We start from the raw sequence: 15229 nt of genomic DNA, 5'->3' as shown, positions 1-15229 counted from the left end.
CCGGGACGCGCGGTGCGCGCCGACCGCCGGGCTCAGTCGGACTCGACGACCACGGTGTGCGTGGAGACGTGGAGGTGGCTGACGACGGGGACCGACCTGCCGTCGAACGGCTGATTGTCCCGCAGCGCCTCGTCGTAGTGGAGCTTCAGTCGCGCCTCGTTGAACTCGAACTCGTTCGCCGTGAACGACCCCGTGAACGTCATCGACCCGTCGAGGGTCAGCGTGCTCTCCGGCGCGTACAACACCCCCGTGAAATTGACGCGACCGTTGTTGCCGTTGATGTCGATCGGGTCCTCGCCCGAGTAGAGCCAGAGGTTCTCCGTCCGGTCCCCGTCCGCCGAGACGTTCGCGCCGTCGTCGAGGGTGACGCGGCCCAGCGTGAACAGCTCGAGCCGCGTGTCCTTCTCGGTCGATATCGACGCCGGCCCGCCGGCCGTCCCGTCGCCCCGGACGGTGACCGGTCCGCTGACGTGGAGGTTCACGCGGTCGCCGCCCTCCGCTTGGACCGCGTCCGTTCCGCCGACGAACATCCTCCCGTCCACCAGCACGTCGATCTCGTCGCTGTGGGCGTCGAGCACGAGGGAGCCGCCGTCCTCGATGTCGAGGTCGCCGTCGACCTTGAGCGTCGTCCCGCTCTCGACGGTGAGACTGTTCCCGGCCGAGACGACGAGGTCGCCGGTGAACTTCGTGTCTTCGGACACGGTCTCGGTCCCGCCGTCGAACGCGAACGACCCCGTCGTACGTTCTGTGTCGCGGTCTCGCAGATCGTCGATCTGCTGTCTGATCGCCCCGGATACGGGATTCAGGCTGACGAAATCGACGTTAGTCCGTATCTCTCCGCTCACGTTTACCTTCTTTTCGAACTGTCCGGGTGGGAAATCGTCTGCCCCCATGAGCAGGTCTCCGCGTATCCGGATCTCCTCCAGCTTGCCGATCCCGCCCTCCCCCTTCCCGAACCCGCCGTTGGTCCACACCACCGCGTTGTCGTCAGCGGTGTCGGGCCCGTACCGATTGGGATCAGAATCGGAACCGGAATCGTAGCTGTCGGCTTCGAGCCGCCTGATTCCGCCCGCAGCGATGCTCGACCCTCCGACCGCCGAGGCGCTCGTCGTGAGCGTTGGGTGAACGGTCTTCGTCCGGATCTCGACCCGGACCTCGTTCGAGGACAACTGCGTGACGTTCGCCTCGGTCCTGGATTCGAAGAAGCGCCCCCACGCCTCGGCGTACTCGCTCTCGACGGTGATAGTGACGTTTCCACCCAGAAGCGGGTTCGAGACGTTCTCCGACGCGAACAGCTCCTCCGGCCGCTCGCCGCTCTCGCTGATGGCGACCGAGTCGGAGAGGTCCCCCTCGCCGGCGACCGTCACCAGCGGAAGGGTGAGCGTGTCGCCGCGGTAGTGGAACTCCGGCGGCGAGACCATCCGCGCGCCGTCCGGGTTCGCGCGCCAGACGCCGCCGCCCTGGTAGGCGATGACGTCGTCGCCGCGCTCGTAGATGATCGCTCCGAGCGTGGTCTCGTTCGTGTAGGTCCCGTTCTCGGTCTCGACCTCGATCCGCATCGATCCCGCCCCCTCGTCGACGCGCAGGTCCGCGTTCCGTCCCGGATCGAGCCGAAGGCGCTGGGAGGGCGACCCGCCGTGCGCGACGAGGCTCGCCTTGGAGTCCACCTGCGTCATCGCCCCCTCGACGCGCTGGATGTCGGCGGTCCGCTGGGAGTCGTCGAGCGCGGTCGCGCCGAGCGCGACGGTGGTGCCGACGACCGCGACGGTCAGCCCCAACAGCAGCACCGTGCCGAGCACCTCGCTCTGCCCGCGCTCGGCGGTCGCTCCGCGTTCACCCCCGTTCATACGGCCTCGTAGGACGGGTCCGCTGATAAACGTGGACACCCGCGTATCAGTCGCGATAGCCCGAACCGAGGGCGACCGCGCTCCTGACACTCCGACCCGTGCGAGACCGAGAGCCGGGGATATATCTCGCCGGCGTCCCTCCGGGGATCCGTGACCGAGCGACTCTACCTCGCGGACGACACGGTGACGGCGTTCGAGGCGACCGTCGAGCGCGTCCTCTCGGATCCGGACCGCCTCGTCCTCGACCGGACCCACTTCTACCCGACCGGCGGCGGCCAGCCGCACGACACCGGAACCGTTCGGGTCCCCGACGGCGAGGCGAACGCTCGCTGGCGCGTCGTCGACGTCGAGATGGCCGACACGGTTCACCACGAGGTCGAACCGGTCGGCGGGGAGAACGACGAGAACGACGGGGTGGCCGACGGGGCCGAGTCGCCTCCCCTCCCGGAACCAGGTACCGAGGTCGCCTGCGAGGTCGACGCCGACCGTCGTGCGGCGCATTCGCGGTACCACACCGCACAGCACCTGCTGTCGGCGCTGCTGCTCGACGAGTTCGGCGCGCGGACGACGGGCAACCAGCTGTACGACGACCGCGCACGCCTCGACGCCGAGTACGACCGGTTCGCGGACGACGAACTCGAGCGTATCGAGTCGCGGCTCAACGAGCTCGTCGCCGACGGGCGACCGGTGTCGAGCTACACGATGGACCGCGAGACCGCGGAGGCGACGCTGGACACCGACCGGACGCGGATCGACCTCCTCCCGGACTCGATCGAGGAGCTTCGGATCGTCGAAATCGCGGGCGCGGACGAGCCGTACGACCGCACCGCTTGCGCGGGGACACACGTCGCGAACACCGCGGACATCGGCGAGGTCGTCGTCACCGGCCGGGAGACGAAGGGCCCCGAGGAGGAGCGCGTCCGGTTCGCGCTCGCCGAACACGTCGACGCGGACTGACGGCCGCGTCGGCCCCCCGAGCGCGCCTCCGGCCCTCGCCCGCGATCCCGCCGTTTAAATACGATCCGCGGTAGGTTCGGGCATGAAGTTCTGCGACGAGTGCGGATCCATGATGAAATCCGGCGAGGGCGAAGACCACTGGGTGTGCGACGCCTGCGGCTACGAGATCGGGCGCGACGACGGCGACGACGAGTGGACGACCCAGTCGCAGGTCGAGTCCGAGATAGTCGACGTGAGCGACGCGGAGGACAAGGGTCTCCCGACGACGACGGCCCAGTGCCCCGAGTGCGACAACGACCGGGCGTACTGGTACATGCAGCAGATCCGCTCGGCCGACGAGTCCGAGACCCGCTTTTTCGTCTGTACCGAGTGCGAACACAAGTGGCGAGAAGACGATCACTGACCGCGCTTTCACCCGCTCCACCTCCTTTCCCGGTGCCAGTTTGACTCCTCTCCTGGTGCCAGTTTGACTCCTCTCTTGGTGCCCGTCCGTTTTATTCCCGTCCGGAGAGAGGCGGGACCATGGAGCCACCGGCCGTCCCCAGCGACCGCCTCGACGGCTGGACGCTCGTCGCGGAGACGACGGAGCGCCCCTTCGAGGCCGGCCCGGTCTCGGTCACGGCCGGGACGACGCGCTACGAGCGCGAGACAGCGCCTCCGCGGCCCTTCTTCTTCGCGAGCCGGCTCCGGATCACGCCGGACGCCGGACCGAACCCCGCCCTGACCCGGCTCGTCGAGTCGCGGGCCCGCGAGGGGTTCCGCGACCGCCTCGCCGACCGAGAGATCACCGACCTCGCGCGCCGCGACGAGCGGCATCTCGACCTCGACGACCCGGGCGCGTCGCGCGCGACGCTCACCGTGTTTCACGGCCGCTGTGCGGTCGACGGCCAACGGGTTCCCGTCGAGGCCCTGCTCGCGGTGTGGGAGGCAGGCGAGTACCTGCTCGCGGGCGGCGCCTACCCGACCGGCGACGGCTTCGAGGCGACGAGGCAGGACGTGCTGGCGCTGGTGCGCGGGGTTCGGCCGCCGGACGCCGCCGATGGCGACGACGGCGTCGAGCGCTCGGAGTAACCGGTCAGCAGTCGACCGCGCCGGCGCTCGACTCGATAGGCGACCCGTCGTCCTCGTAGTCGGCGTCGCCGACCGACCCGGCGAACATCGGAAGCTGGAGTTCGTAGGTGTACAGCACGTCGAACGCCGCGAGCGGGTCGAACCCGTTCGCGATCGCCTCCCGTCCGGTCAGCCTGACCCCCGCGGCGAGCGCCACGATCGGTTCGCCGTCGAGCCGCCCGGCGGTCTCGACGCCGAACTCGTTGCCCGCGCCGGGATCGGTCAGCACGGAGAGGTGGATCACCGTCTCCATCGTCGCCCCACCCTCGCCGTCGCCGATCGAGATCGGATACCCGCTCCCGGTGAAACACCGCGTGATAGGGGCGACCTCGCTCCGGTTCGCGTCGACGCCGGGCCCGACGGTCGATGGCCCGGCGGCGGGACCTTCGGCCGCCGACTGCGTCGCCGTTTCCCCCGACGCCGCGGCCTGACCCGCGACCGCGCCGGCGCCGAGGCTCGCGGCGAGCAGCAGCAGCGCGAGCGCGAGGGCGCGGACGCGAGTCCGCCGCGGACGTGTCATCGACCGTTCCTTCGTCGGCCCGGGTTAAATCACCGCGGTCGGCGGTATCAGTCGAGAGAATCGCCGCCGAGGAGCCCCTCGACGAGCAGCTCCGCGGACGCGACGTTCGTCGCCAGCGGCACGTCCTTCACGTCGCAGACGCGCAGCAGCGCTGAGATGTCGGGCTCGTGGGCCTGTGCGGTCAGCGGATCCCGGAGGAAGACGACGCCGTCGATCCGGTCGCTCGCGATCATCGCGCCGATCTGGAGGTCGCCGCCGAACGGGCCCGAGGCCTGCCGGTTCACGGAGAGCCCGGTGGCGTCCGCGATGCGTTTCCCCGTCGTCCCGGTGGTTACCAGTTCGCACTCGTCGAGGACGGCTGTGTGCGACTCGACGAACGCGACCATCTCGTCTTTCAGTTCGTCGTGAGCGATGAGCGCGATGCGCATACGCTGGGCTCGCGGCGGCGTCGCTTAAATACTGGCTTCGGCGCAGCCGGGCCCCGCAAGACGCGGGGCGCTCCCGTCACGGCGCGGCCGGCACCCCTCGTCGCGGCCGCGCCCGCCCGCCTCACTCGCCGGTGGCCGTCGAACCGTCCACACACCGCGCTTCGAGCCAGTCGAACTGCGCGGACAGCTCTCTTCGCCGCTGTCGCTCGATGACGGTGCCGTCGAGGAGGTCGCCGATCAGGGCCACGTCGAGCGCGAACTCCGTCGTCGCGGTCACCTCGCTTCCCCCCGCGGCCGGCGCCACGACGTACTCCGTTCGCATCGACTCGAAGATCCCCTCGCGCTGCTCGGAAGCGAGGTCGGCATCCGGGTCGTCGACGAGTTCGAGCGTCAGTTCGATCGACGCGACGCCGACGTCGTTGGCCACGCGCACCGTCTCGCCGTCGGCTTCGACCTCGTCGAACCCCGAAGAGCGGACGAACGCCTCGGCGTCCGCCATCGCGTCGCGGACGGCTTCCGGGGGCGCTTCGATCGCTCGTGAGAGGGTGACTTCGTTCATTCCGGTGTCGCGTATCGCCGCTGGTTCGGGCTCGAAACCGTTCCGCGGTTCACTCCGCAGGTGCGGGCTCGTCGCCCGTGCCGTCGCCCTCGACCGTGCCGCCGCCCGCTCCCGCGCCGCCCGCTTCCGCGTCGCTTTCGACGGCGTCCGAGCCACCGACCGCTCGGGGCGCAGCGAACCGCCCGAGCGCGACCCGAGCCAGCGTGCCGGGGCTGTGCCGGCGGATCACCCGAACCGCGTTGACCGCGAAGACGGCGACGCCGAGCGTCACCAGCGTCATCCCGACGAGCGCCGGTCCCCGGGCTCCGCCCCCGAGCGCCGTCCCCGACGCGCCCGCGAGGAGGTCGGCGGCGGCGACGAGCGCGGTCCCGACGAACAGCAGCGTTCCGTCGGCGGCCGCGAGCCGATCGTCGTAGAGGTCGTCTATCATCGGCACCGCCTCGAAGCCGAGTCGGTCGCTGTACCGCTCGACCCAGACGACGAACGGGACGATGTGGTACAGCGTCCCGAGGATCACGAACCCGACCACGCCGAGCAGCAGCAGGGGCGCGCTGCCGGGGCCGCCGAGGACGTGTTCCGGGGCGGTCGGCGACCGAATCCACGCCGGCGCGGCGGTCGCGACCCACGCGGCCAGCGCGAGCGCGACGACAGCGTACCGCGTGTGCATCGGCGTGCGCTCGACGCGCATCTCGGAGAGCCGGCGGGCGAGGACGACCGCGAACCCCAGCGCGGCGAGCAGAACCAGTGCCGCGCCGACGCGGGCGAGGGCGGTCGATCCGACCAGTCTCCCGCCCGCGAGCCCGACGACGCCGACCGGGTGACCGACCTCCTCGACCGCGCGGAGGCGGTGGTCGATCCCGCGGAGCGCCGTCTGCGTGAACATCGTTCCGAGCTGGTACAGGGCGCCGTATATCGTCGTGAGCACCGCGCCGAAGACGGCGAGGGTGACGTGGGCGCCGCGGACGCCGGCGTGCGAGACGCCGAGGCCCGCGAGGAGCCCGGAGCCGAGGTCCGCCGCGAGCAGGACGCCGAGGCCGGTCAGGACGACGAAGAACGCGAGCGCCACGACGAAGTGGCGCTCGGTCACGTCGAACTCCTCGACCGTCGCGAGCGTCCGACCGACGTTGTAGACGAACGTCCAGAAGCCGCAGAGCATGACGGCGCCGAACCCCGCGAGCCAGGAGAGGCGGCCCAGCGCGAGCGCGGCCCCGAACCCGACCAGTCCCCCGACCACCAGCGCGAGCTGCGCGCTCGCGAGCCGCCGCGAGCGGAGCGTCGTCCCGGACCACACCGGGACGAACTGCGTCATCGCGCCCATGATCGTCACGCACACCCACCCGATCAGGAACAGGTGGACGTGGACGAGCCCGCCGAGCCCCGGCACCGCGTCGACGACCAGACCGATTCCGACGAGCAGGGCGCCGCCGAGGAGCGCCAGTCCGACGAGGAAGTGTCGAAGCGGGACCGTCATCGGCGGCCCCCTCGCCGTGTCGATTCCGCCCGGAACTGCTCCCATGTTCGGATCACGGACCGCCGCCGCCCTCCGACTGTTCCCGAAGATGTTCGCGGAAGCGTCGGACCGCGGGAACGCGGCTCCCGGCCGGCGGGCGCCGGGGGCCGCGAGGCGGCCGCACCTCCGAACGGGGCGGTCTTAAGTCCGTCCGGTAACGAGGGGGCTCCATGCCACGCGACCGAGACACCGCGCCGCTCGGCGTCCGGAGCCTCCGCGACGCCGCGGGGGTGTCGTAGATGGGCGGGGGTTCGACGGACGGCGATTCGGTGGACGACCGACCGGCAGGCGGCCGAGCGATCGGCGTCGACGTCGGGGGAACGTTCACCGACGTGGCGCTCTCGCTCGACGGCGACCTCGTCACCGCGAAGGTGCCGAGCACCGACGACCAGAGCGAGGGCGTCGCGGCCGGCATCGAGAAGGCCTGCGAGGCGGCCGGGATCGACCCCGAGAGCGTGACCGAGTTCTCCCACGCGATGACCGTCTCCGTCAACGCGCTGCTGGAGGGCGACGGCGCGCGTACCGCGCTCGTGACGACCGAGGGGTTCCGCGACGTACTGGAGATCGGCCGGCAGACCCGGCCGTCGCTGTACGACCTCGACGCCGAGAAGCCGACGCCGCTGGTCCCCAGGCGTCGCCGGTTCGAGGTGTCCGAGCGCTCGACCGCCGACGGGGTCGAGCGACCGATCGACGACGAGGCGATCGAGTCGGTCGTCGCCGACCTCCGCGACGCGGACGTCGAGTCGGTCGCGGTCTGCCTGCTCCACGCCTACGCGCACCCGGTGAACGAGGAGCGCCTCGCGGACGCGCTGCGCGACGCGCTCGGCGTGCCGGTGTCGGCCTCCCACGAGGTGCTCCCGGAGTTCCGCGAGTACGAGCGCACCTCGACGACGGTCGTCGACGCGTACGTGCGCCCGGCGATCGACGGCTACGTCGGTCGGCTCACCGAGCGCGCGCGGGACCTGGGGCTGCCGCAACCGCGGATCATGCAGGCCAACGGCGGCGTCACCGACGCCGACACCGTCAGGCGGAACGCCGTGACGACGGTCCTCTCGGGGCCGGCGGCGGGCGTCGTGGGCGCGAGCGCGACGGCCGGGACCGACGGCGACCCCGGGGGCCTGATCACCTTCGACATGGGCGGCACCTCGAGCGACGTGAGCCTCGTCCGCGACGGCGAGGTCGAGCGCACGACGGAGTCGGCGATCGCCGACCGACCGATCGGCACGCCGATGGTCGACGTCGAGACGGTGGGCGCGGGCGGCGGGTCGATCGCGTGGGTCGACGCCGGCGGCGCGCTCCGGATCGGGCCGCGCTCGGCGGGCGCCGACCCCGGGCCGGCCTGTTACGGGAAGGGCGGCACGGAGCCGACCGTCACGGACGCGAACCTCGTGTTGGGGTACGTCGGCGCGGACACCGACCTCGGCGGCGACCTGTCGCTCGACGCGGCGGCCGCCCGCGACGCCCTTGCCGACCTCGCCGACGAGGCGGGGATGGAGGGCCCTGTCGAAGCCGCGCTGGGCGTCCACCGCGTGGCGAACGCGGACATGACGCGCGCGATCCGCTCCGTCACCGTCGAGCGCGGTCACGACCCCCGAGAGTTCGGCCTCGTCGCCTTCGGCGGCGCCGGACCGATGCACGCCGTCTCCATCGCCGACGGCCTCGACGTCGAGCGGGTTATCGTCCCGCACGCATCCGGCGTCCTGTCGGCGTACGGCCTGCTCGCAGCCGACGAGACCCGCGACGCGGTTCGGACCCGTCAGGGCCCGCTCGCCGCGGTCGATCCCGACGCGATCGACGCGCTCTACGGGGACCTCGCCGACGGCCTGTTGGACGAGGTCAGCGACCCGGACGCGGCGCGCGTCGAGTACGCCGCGGACTGCCGGTACGCCGGGCAGAGCTTCGAGCTCACCGTCGACGTCGAGCGGCCGTTCGACCCCGCGGCGGTCGGCGATCGGTTCGCGACGGCCCACGAGTCGGCGTACGGCTACCGGGCCGACGAGCCGGTCGAGCTGGTGAACTGCCGCGCGACGGCCACGGTCCCGCGGAGCGCGCCGACGGTCGGCGTCGACGCGGTCGACGATCCCGGGCCGCGGACCACCCGCCAGGCGGTGTTCCCCGCCGGCGCGCGCGAGACCCCGGTCTACGACCGTGATCGGTTCCCGGCCGACGAGGGCGTCGAGGGCCCGGTCGTTATCGAGGGCCCGGAGAGTACGGTCGTCGTCCCGCCAGCGTGGGGCGTCCGACTGCGCGGCGACGGCGCGCTGGTGGCGGAGGTGAGCGACGCGTGACCGACGCGGAGACCGACCCCGGCGTCGACCCGGTCACGCTGGAGATCCTCCGGAACCAGCTGGAGAGCGTCGCGAGCGAGATGGGCCACGTGCTGATCCGCGGCGCCTACTCGCCGAACATCAAGGAGCGGCAGGACTGCTCGACGGCGCTGTTCGACGCCGACGGCCGCATGGTCGCGCAGGCCGAACACATCCCGGTCCACCTCGGCGCGATGCCCGACGCGGTCGAGGTCGTCCTCGAGAAGGACCCGAAGCCGGGCGACGTGTTCGTCGTCAACGACCCGTTCGCCGGGGGGACGCACCTCCCCGACGTCACGCTCGTCTCGCCGATCGCCCCGGACGACGAGATCGTCGGATACGCCGTGTCGCGCGCGCATCACGCCGACGTGGGCGGGAGCGCGCCGGGGAGTATGCCGCCGGGCGCGCGGGAGATATACGAGGAGGGGCTCCGCCTGCCGGCGGTCCGGCTCGTCGACGGCGGCGAGCCGAACGAGGCGGTCCGCGACCTCATCCTCGCGAACGTCCGCACGCCGGACGAGCGCGAGGCGGACCTCCGCGCGCAGCGCGCCGCGAACGCGCGCGCCGAGGAGCGCGTCGGCGAGCTGCTCGACGAACACGGCGACGCGCTCCTCGACGCCTTCGACGCCGTCGTCGACTACTCCCGCGAGCGGGTCGAGAGCGAGATACGCGCGCTCCCGGACGGGACCTACCGCGCCGCCGACGTTCTCGAGGGCGACGGGGTCACCGACGGTGACATCCCCGTCGAGGTGGCGGTCACCGTCGACGGCGCCGCGATCGACGTCGACTTCGCCGGCACCGCCGACCAGGTGGACGGCAATCTCAACGCGCCGTTCTCCGTCGCGAAGAGCGCGGTGTACTTCGTCGTGCGCGCGGTCACCGATCCGGATATCCCGCCGAACCACGGCTGCTACGAGCCGGTCTCGATCTCGGCGCCGGAGGGATCGCTGCTCGATCCTCGACCGCCGGCCGCGGTCGTCGGCGGGAACGTCGAGACGAGCCAGCGCGTCGCGGACGTCACCCTCGCCGCGCTCGCGGCGGCGGTGCCGGACGCCGTCCCCGCCGGCGGACAGGGGACGATGAACAACCTGATCATCGGCGACCGCGGCGGCGAGTTCACCTACTACGAGACGATCGCGGGTGGATTCGGCGGTCGCCCGACCAAGGACGGGATGGACGGCGTTCAGGTCGGGATGACGAACACGCTCAACACGCCGGTCGAGGCGCTGGAGACGGCGTACCCGCTGCGGGTCGAGCGATACGCGCTGCGCCCGTCGAGCGGCGGCGACGGCCGCCACCGCGGCGGCCTCGGAATCGAGCGGACGCTCACCGTCGAGGCGGACGCGACCGTCTCGCTTTTGACCGAGCGCCGCCGGACCGCGCCGCGCGGGCTCGACGGCGGCGAGGACGGCGCGCTCGGCGAGAACCTGATCGACGGCGAGGCGGTCCCGGCGAAGGCGTCCGTCGACGTCGCCGCCGGAACGACGGTCTCTATCCGCACCCCGGGCGGCGGCGGGCACGGCGACCCGGCGGAGCGCGACACGGAGGCTCGGGAGCGCGACCGACGGGACGGAAAGGTCGAGGATTGAGATGGCAAGCCGACCGGCGACCATTTATAAGTAGAGGTGGCGGTGGCGCGTGCCTGCGAGCGGCCGAAGCGAAGCGGAGGCCGCGAGTCGCACGCGCGAGGGAGTCGGCGGTCCGGAGCAAAGCGGAGGACCGCCGACGAGGCTGGGGAGGTGTGAGGTGCTGTGCGGAGCGGTGCGGGGCGGTGCGGGGCGGGGATCAAAGGGGCAGCCGGGAGGGCGGCGTAGGCGTTCACGAGAGCGGAGCTCTCGTGAGCCAATCAGAACGCAGAGCGTTCTGATGACGACGTAAGCACCGCAGCGAAGGAACGGAGTGACTGAGCGAGGAGCACAACGAGCGTACGCCGCCCTCCCGGCTAAGGCTTTGGCGGTGTTCTCAGCTACTTCGGTGACCGCTATTTATAAGTGAGCGACTGGGACGTTGACGGTGTTCTCCGCTGCTCTAGGGAGGTGATTTATGAAAGAGCGGCTGGGGCTATGGCGGTGTTCTCCGCGCTGGCAACGATTTATAAGCGAACAGCGAAACTCAAATGCTCAGTCACCGCGCCGACAATCACGGACACTCGACCGCCCTCACCCGAACCGGTCGCTTATTTAAACCGGAACGTCTCCAGGTTCTTCGGCGCGAACGTCCGCATGTTGTAGTCGTGGTACAGCGCGGACGAGAGGTCCTGAACGGAACTCTCGTCGCCGTGGACGCACAGCACCTTCTCCGGGCGCGGGTTCATCGTCTTCACGAAGTTCTCCAGCCCCTGTCGGTCGGCGTGGCCGGAGAAGCCGTCGACGACCTCGGTGCCCATCTCCAGGGTGAGCGTGTCGCCGCGGCTCCCGCCGCCCCAGCCGTCGACCGGAATCTCGTCCCAGCCGTTCTGGATCCGGCGGCCGAGCGTCCCCTGCGCCTGATAGCCGACGAAGACGAGGTTCGAGTCCGGGTCGGGGCCGATGTGGCGGAGCCACGACATGATCGGCCCGCCCTCGATCATCCCGGAGGTGGAAATGACGATGCACTCGTCGCCGTCGGCGACCTCCTGCCGCTCGTCCTCGCCGGCGTCGATGTGGTTGAACTGGTCGGCGAGGAACGGGTTCTCGTCCTCGTGGAAGATGCGGTCGCGGAGGTCGTCGCGGAGGTACTCGGGGTAGGTGGTGTGGATCGCGGTCGCCTCCCAGATCATCCCGTCGAGGTGGACGGGCATCTCGGGGATCTCTCCCTCGCGCATCGCCTCCTCCAAGACGAGCATGATCTCTTGGGAGCGACCAACGGCGAAGGCGGGGATGACGACCTTCCCGCCCTGCTCGTACGTCTCGTTGATGACCTCCTTGAGCGCCTCCTCGGAGTCCTCCTGGTCGGTCTGGTAGTCGTTGCGGCCGCCGTAGGTGGACTCCAGCACGAGCGTCTCGACGCGCGGGAAGTCGTTGACGGCGCCGTTGAACAGGCGGGTGTCCTCGTAGTGGATGTCGCCCGAGAACGCGACGTTGTAGAGGCCGTCGCCGATGTGGAAGTGGGTGACGGCGCTGCCGAGGATGTGGCCCGCGTTGTGGAACGTGAGCTTCACGTCGGGCGCGACGTCCGTCACGTCGCCGTACTCCAGCGGGATGGTGTGTTTGATCGCCTCGCGGACCTGTGCGGACTCGTAGGGCGGCGTCCGCCCGTCCTTCGCGGCGACGTCAAGGTAGTCCAGCGTGAGCAGGCCCATCAGGTCTCGGGTCGGCTCCGTCGTGTAGATGGGGCCGTCGTAGCCGTACTTGTACAGCAGCGGGACCAGCGCCGAGTGGTCGAGGTGGGCGTGCGTCAGGATGACCGCGTCGAGCGTCGCCGCGCCCGCGCCGAGCGCCTCGGGCACCTGGAGGTACGGCACCTCGCCCTCCGCGCCGGGCTTGTCGCCGCAGTCGATGAGGATCCGGGTCTCGGGCGTCGAGAGGATGAAGGCCGCGCGGCCGACCTCGCGACAGCAGCCGAGCGTCGTGATCCGGACCCACTCGTCGTCGGACATCTCCTCGCGGTGGATCTGGCGGCCGACGCGTTCGAGGATGTCGCGGCGCTCCTCGCGCTCGTTCTTCAGGAAGCCGCGGACGTTCGAGACGGTGGAGGACTCTATCGGCGGCGTCCGAACGACCTCGGGGGTCCAGCCGACCTCCTGGGTGATCTCGCGGAGCGTCGAGCCGCGGCGGCCGATCACCATCCCGGGCTTTTCGGCCTCGATGACGACCTCACCGGTGTCCTCGTGGAAGTCGAGGTCGGTCACGCCGGCCTCCTCCGGGATCACCTCGCGGACCTCGTCTTCGGCCCGCGCCGGCGGCGAGAGGGCGCTCGGGTCCGGACGGACCGTGATCCGCTTCCGGAGCTTCGAGGCGAGCCGGCGGATCAGGTCGCCGTCGCCCGCGAAGCGCTTGGGGTCGCGCGTGTACACGACCAGCTCCGGCCCCTCGTATTTCACGTCGGTGACCGTGATGTCGTTTGGAATCTCCTGTTCTATCTCGGATTTCAACGTATCGAGTTGCTTGTCGACTTGACTCATATCTCACTGCGGGTCGTCGAGGCCGCCGTCGTCGTCGAATCGCGTCGCGCGTCGCGCGGCGACTCGACGCCGATCGATCGACCGTGACGGGGTAGGCATAGTGGAAGTACTGTCCGTACTGGTTCCGTACGCGGGAACAGCCAGCGAAAACCCGCTTGGATCGCACTACTGCCCCGCCGTTATAAAAGCCTTCGCAAAGGGCAAGCCGCAGGCGGCACAACCCGGCCCATGCGCGTCACGCCGCAGACGGTCCGCGACGAACACGCCTGGGTCCGCGACCGCGCCGACGTCGTCGTCCCGATACTCAACGACACCCGCGACCGCCTCGGCCGGCTCTTCGAGACGGACGTCGACGCGGTGGCGCCCGACGCGTACCGCCGCGAGGTCGACGTCGTCTTCGCCGACGGCGAAGTCGCGGTCAACGCCGCGGCCTGCGTCGCGCTCCTCCGCGACCTCGACGTGGCGGGCGACTACCCCGGGTTCGTCGTCGACGAGGTCCTCGGCCGCGAACTGGCGGCGACGATCGCGGGCGGCCGCCCGCTCTCGCTGCTCGCGCAAGCGACGTTCCACGTCGCGGACATCTACGTGGACCGGGACGTGACGGCGGGCGAGTCAGACGAACGCGGCGCCGGAACCGCCGGCGCCGACGACCTCGACGCCGCGCTCGCGGCGGGGTTCCAGACGCGGCTCCCGGGGTGGGACTGGCGAGAGGGAGAGAGTCCGTTCGCGGTCGACAGCGGGGAGTGACAGCGCGCAGAGCGGTCGACGCTGCGACCGCTTACGACGTGAAATTACGGACGAACCCGTACGCCTTGTCGAGCAGCGCGTCCGGGAGGAACCGGGCGAGGACCCCGACGCGCGCGACGGTCCCGGGCTGGACCCGCGCTGGCGGCCGCGTCGCGCTCGCGGCGTCGTAGATGGCGTTCGCGACCAGCTCCGGCTCGACCGCCCCGGGGCCGTCGCCGCCGATCAGCTTGGCGTCCTCGAACATCGCGTAGAACTCGTCGTAGGCGTCGGTCCGCTCGACTCCCTCGCGCTCGTCGGGGTCGGCCTCCCGCTCCGCGCGCTCCGAGAAGTTCGTCTTCACGGGGCCGGGCTCGACGACGACCACGTCGATCCCGAGGTCCGCGACCTCGTTGCGGAGCGCGTCCGACATCGCCTCCAGCGCGAACTTCGAGCCGCTGTACACGCCGCCCCCGGGCATCGACACCCGGCCCGCGACCGACGAGACGTTGACGATGGTCCCGTCGCGCTCGCGACGCATCGCGGGGAGGACCGCGCGGATCAGCCGATGCGGCCCGTACACGTTCACGTCGAACTGGTCGTGGACGCGCTCCGTGGTCACGTCCTCGACCGGACCGAACTGGCCGTAGCCGGCGTTGTTGATCAGCGCGTCGATCGCCCCCTCCTCGTCTAAGATCCGCTCGACGACGCGGTCGACGTCTCCCTGGTCGGTGACGTCGAGCGTGGCGAGCTCACAGCCCCCCTCGCCGAGCGCCTCGACGTCCGCGGGGTTCCGCGCGGTGGCGTACACGGTCCATCCCTCGTCGAGGAACGCGTGCGCCGCGGCGCGGCCGATACCCGAGGAACAGCCGGTGATGAGTGCCGTCTTCTGCACGCCTCTCCGGTCAGTCTCCGGCGCAATAACTCTCCCGGCCCGGCGGCGGACCGTCGCCGGCGGCCGGGAAGCAACCCGTCGCGTTACTCCTCGTCGTCCGTCGCGCCGTCGGCGTCCTCGCCGTCCGCCTCGTCCTCGTCGGTCGGGAGCAGGTCGCGCTCGTCGAGAATCTCCTCGATCTCGTCCGAGGAGCGCTCGGCGTACTCGGGGTCGTCGACGGTGATCGTGGCGACGCCGACGCCGTCGGGGGTCCTGTCTCTTATACACATCTC

13 protein-coding genes and 1 pseudogene are annotated in these 15229 nt (G+C 70.9%); 6 read left to right on the top strand and 8 right to left on the bottom strand.

The genetic code is table 11. The annotated features are described in order from the left end of the window. Positions 1-32: 32 nt before the first annotated feature. On the bottom strand, positions 33-1847 hold the full coding sequence (locus tag C466_RS12050; RefSeq protein ID WP_004595705.1) for a DUF7289 family protein: 1815 nt from the start codon (positions 1845-1847) through the stop codon (positions 33-35). A 150-nt stretch (positions 1848-1997) separates the two neighbouring features. Here C466_RS12050 and C466_RS12045 point away from each other — a divergent pair, with 150 nt between their 5' ends. The 3 genes from C466_RS12045 to C466_RS12035 all read left to right on the top strand — a co-directional run bounded on the left by C466_RS12045 (position 1998) and on the right by C466_RS12035 (position 3875). Continuing rightward, positions 1998-2804, top strand: coding sequence for an alanyl-tRNA editing protein (locus C466_RS12045; RefSeq protein WP_004595706.1), 807 nt, complete (start codon positions 1998-2000; stop codon positions 2802-2804). Positions 2805-2886: 82 nt separating this feature from the next. Then, the gene (locus C466_RS12040; protein WP_004595707.1) at positions 2887-3207 is read left to right on the top strand and encodes a transcription factor S; all 321 of its coding nucleotides are present in this window, start codon (positions 2887-2889) and stop codon (positions 3205-3207) included. A gap of 119 nt (positions 3208-3326) precedes the next feature. Then, a complete protein-coding gene (locus C466_RS12035; protein ID WP_004595708.1) occupies positions 3327-3875 on the top strand; it encodes a DUF6517 family protein in 549 nt (182 codons plus the stop codon). A 4-nt stretch (positions 3876-3879) separates the two neighbouring features. Here C466_RS12035 and C466_RS12030 read toward each other — a convergent pair whose 3' ends face one another. From C466_RS12030 to C466_RS12015, 4 genes are all read right to left on the bottom strand, one after another. Further along, positions 3880-4434, bottom strand: a complete 555-nt coding sequence (locus C466_RS12030) for a DUF7332 family protein (RefSeq protein WP_004595709.1) — start codon at positions 4432-4434, stop codon at positions 3880-3882. A 47-nt stretch (positions 4435-4481) separates the two neighbouring features. After that, the gene (locus C466_RS12025) at positions 4482-4862 is read right to left on the bottom strand and encodes a methylglyoxal synthase (RefSeq protein ID WP_004595710.1); all 381 of its coding nucleotides are present in this window, start codon (positions 4860-4862) and stop codon (positions 4482-4484) included. Positions 4863-4983: 121 nt separating this feature from the next. Then, positions 4984-5421 (bottom strand): SRPBCC family protein, encoded by a 438-nt coding sequence (locus C466_RS12020; RefSeq protein ID WP_004595711.1) that lies wholly within the window; start codon positions 5419-5421, stop codon positions 4984-4986. A 49-nt stretch (positions 5422-5470) separates the two neighbouring features. Further along, complete coding sequence (locus tag C466_RS12015; protein WP_004595712.1) at positions 5471-6892, bottom strand: hypothetical protein; 1422 nt, start codon at positions 6890-6892, stop codon at positions 5471-5473. Positions 6893-7170: 278 nt separating this feature from the next. On the opposite strand from C466_RS12015, the gene C466_RS12010 reads away from it, so the two are divergent. Together C466_RS12010 and C466_RS12005 are read left to right on the top strand one after the other, a co-directional pair. Further along, positions 7171-9219 carry a hydantoinase/oxoprolinase family protein gene (locus C466_RS12010; protein ID WP_004595713.1) on the top strand — a complete coding sequence of 683 codons (2049 nt, stop codon included), beginning with the start codon at positions 7171-7173 and terminating at the stop codon, positions 9217-9219. Beyond that, the gene (locus tag C466_RS12005; RefSeq protein ID WP_004595714.1) at positions 9216-10826 is read left to right on the top strand and encodes a hydantoinase B/oxoprolinase family protein; all 1611 of its coding nucleotides are present in this window, start codon (positions 9216-9218) and stop codon (positions 10824-10826) included. The genes C466_RS12010 and C466_RS12005 overlap by 4 nt, the downstream gene beginning before the upstream one ends. A 587-nt stretch (positions 10827-11413) precedes the next feature. Here C466_RS12005 and C466_RS12000 read toward each other — a convergent pair. Then, positions 11414-13339 carry a beta-CASP ribonuclease aCPSF1 gene (locus C466_RS12000; RefSeq protein ID WP_004595715.1) on the bottom strand — a complete coding sequence of 642 codons (1926 nt, stop codon included), beginning with the start codon at positions 13337-13339 and terminating at the stop codon, positions 11414-11416. Between the two features lie 228 nt (positions 13340-13567). Here C466_RS12000 and C466_RS11995 point away from each other — a divergent pair, with 228 nt between their 5' ends. Next, positions 13568-14086: a hypothetical protein gene (locus C466_RS11995; RefSeq protein WP_004595716.1), complete on the top strand. Its 519-nt coding sequence runs from the start codon at positions 13568-13570 to the stop codon at positions 14084-14086. 31 nt (positions 14087-14117) lie between these two features. Here C466_RS11995 and C466_RS11990 read toward each other — a convergent pair whose 3' ends face one another. Both C466_RS11990 and C466_RS11985 read right to left on the bottom strand, forming a co-directional pair. Continuing rightward, positions 14118-14957, bottom strand: a complete 840-nt coding sequence (locus C466_RS11990) for an SDR family oxidoreductase (protein ID WP_004595717.1) — start codon at positions 14955-14957, stop codon at positions 14118-14120. Between the two features lie 83 nt (positions 14958-15040). Continuing rightward, positions 15041-15229 (bottom strand): annotated as a pseudogene (locus tag C466_RS11985) (hypothetical protein); the annotation flags it as partial.

Source organism: Halorubrum distributum JCM 10118, from assembly GCF_000337335.1.
GTDB classification, from domain to species: Archaea; Halobacteriota; Halobacteria; order Halobacteriales; family Haloferacaceae; genus Halorubrum; species Halorubrum distributum.
The sequence above is the reverse complement of the archived record's forward strand: the minus strand, read 5'-3'. Positions and strand labels throughout refer to the sequence as shown.

Excerpts from the sequence above, each read along its gene's own strand:
- C466_RS12050 (WP_004595705.1), bottom strand. The coding sequence starts at position 1,847 with ATGAACGGGGGTGAACGCGGAGCGACCGCCGAGCGCGGGCAGAGCGAG.
- C466_RS12025 (WP_004595710.1), bottom strand. The coding sequence starts at position 4,862 with ATGCGCATCGCGCTCATCGCTCACGACGAACTGAAAGACGAGATGGTC.
- C466_RS12015 (WP_004595712.1), bottom strand. The coding sequence starts at position 6,892 with ATGACGGTCCCGCTTCGACACTTCCTCGTCGGACTGGCGCTCCTCGGC.
- C466_RS12030 (WP_004595709.1), bottom strand. The coding sequence starts at position 4,434 with ATGACACGTCCGCGGCGGACTCGCGTCCGCGCCCTCGCGCTCGCGCTG.
- C466_RS12000 (WP_004595715.1), bottom strand. The coding sequence starts at position 13,339 with ATGAGTCAAGTCGACAAGCAACTCGATACGTTGAAATCCGAGATAGAA.
- C466_RS12035 (WP_004595708.1), top strand. The coding sequence starts at position 3,327 with ATGGAGCCACCGGCCGTCCCCAGCGACCGCCTCGACGGCTGGACGCTC.
- C466_RS12040 (WP_004595707.1), top strand. The coding sequence starts at position 2,887 with ATGAAGTTCTGCGACGAGTGCGGATCCATGATGAAATCCGGCGAGGGC.
- C466_RS12020 (WP_004595711.1), bottom strand. The coding sequence starts at position 5,421 with ATGAACGAAGTCACCCTCTCACGAGCGATCGAAGCGCCCCCGGAAGCC.
- C466_RS11995 (WP_004595716.1), top strand. The coding sequence starts at position 13,568 with ATGCGCGTCACGCCGCAGACGGTCCGCGACGAACACGCCTGGGTCCGC.
- C466_RS12010 (WP_004595713.1), top strand. The coding sequence starts at position 7,171 with ATGGGCGGGGGTTCGACGGACGGCGATTCGGTGGACGACCGACCGGCA.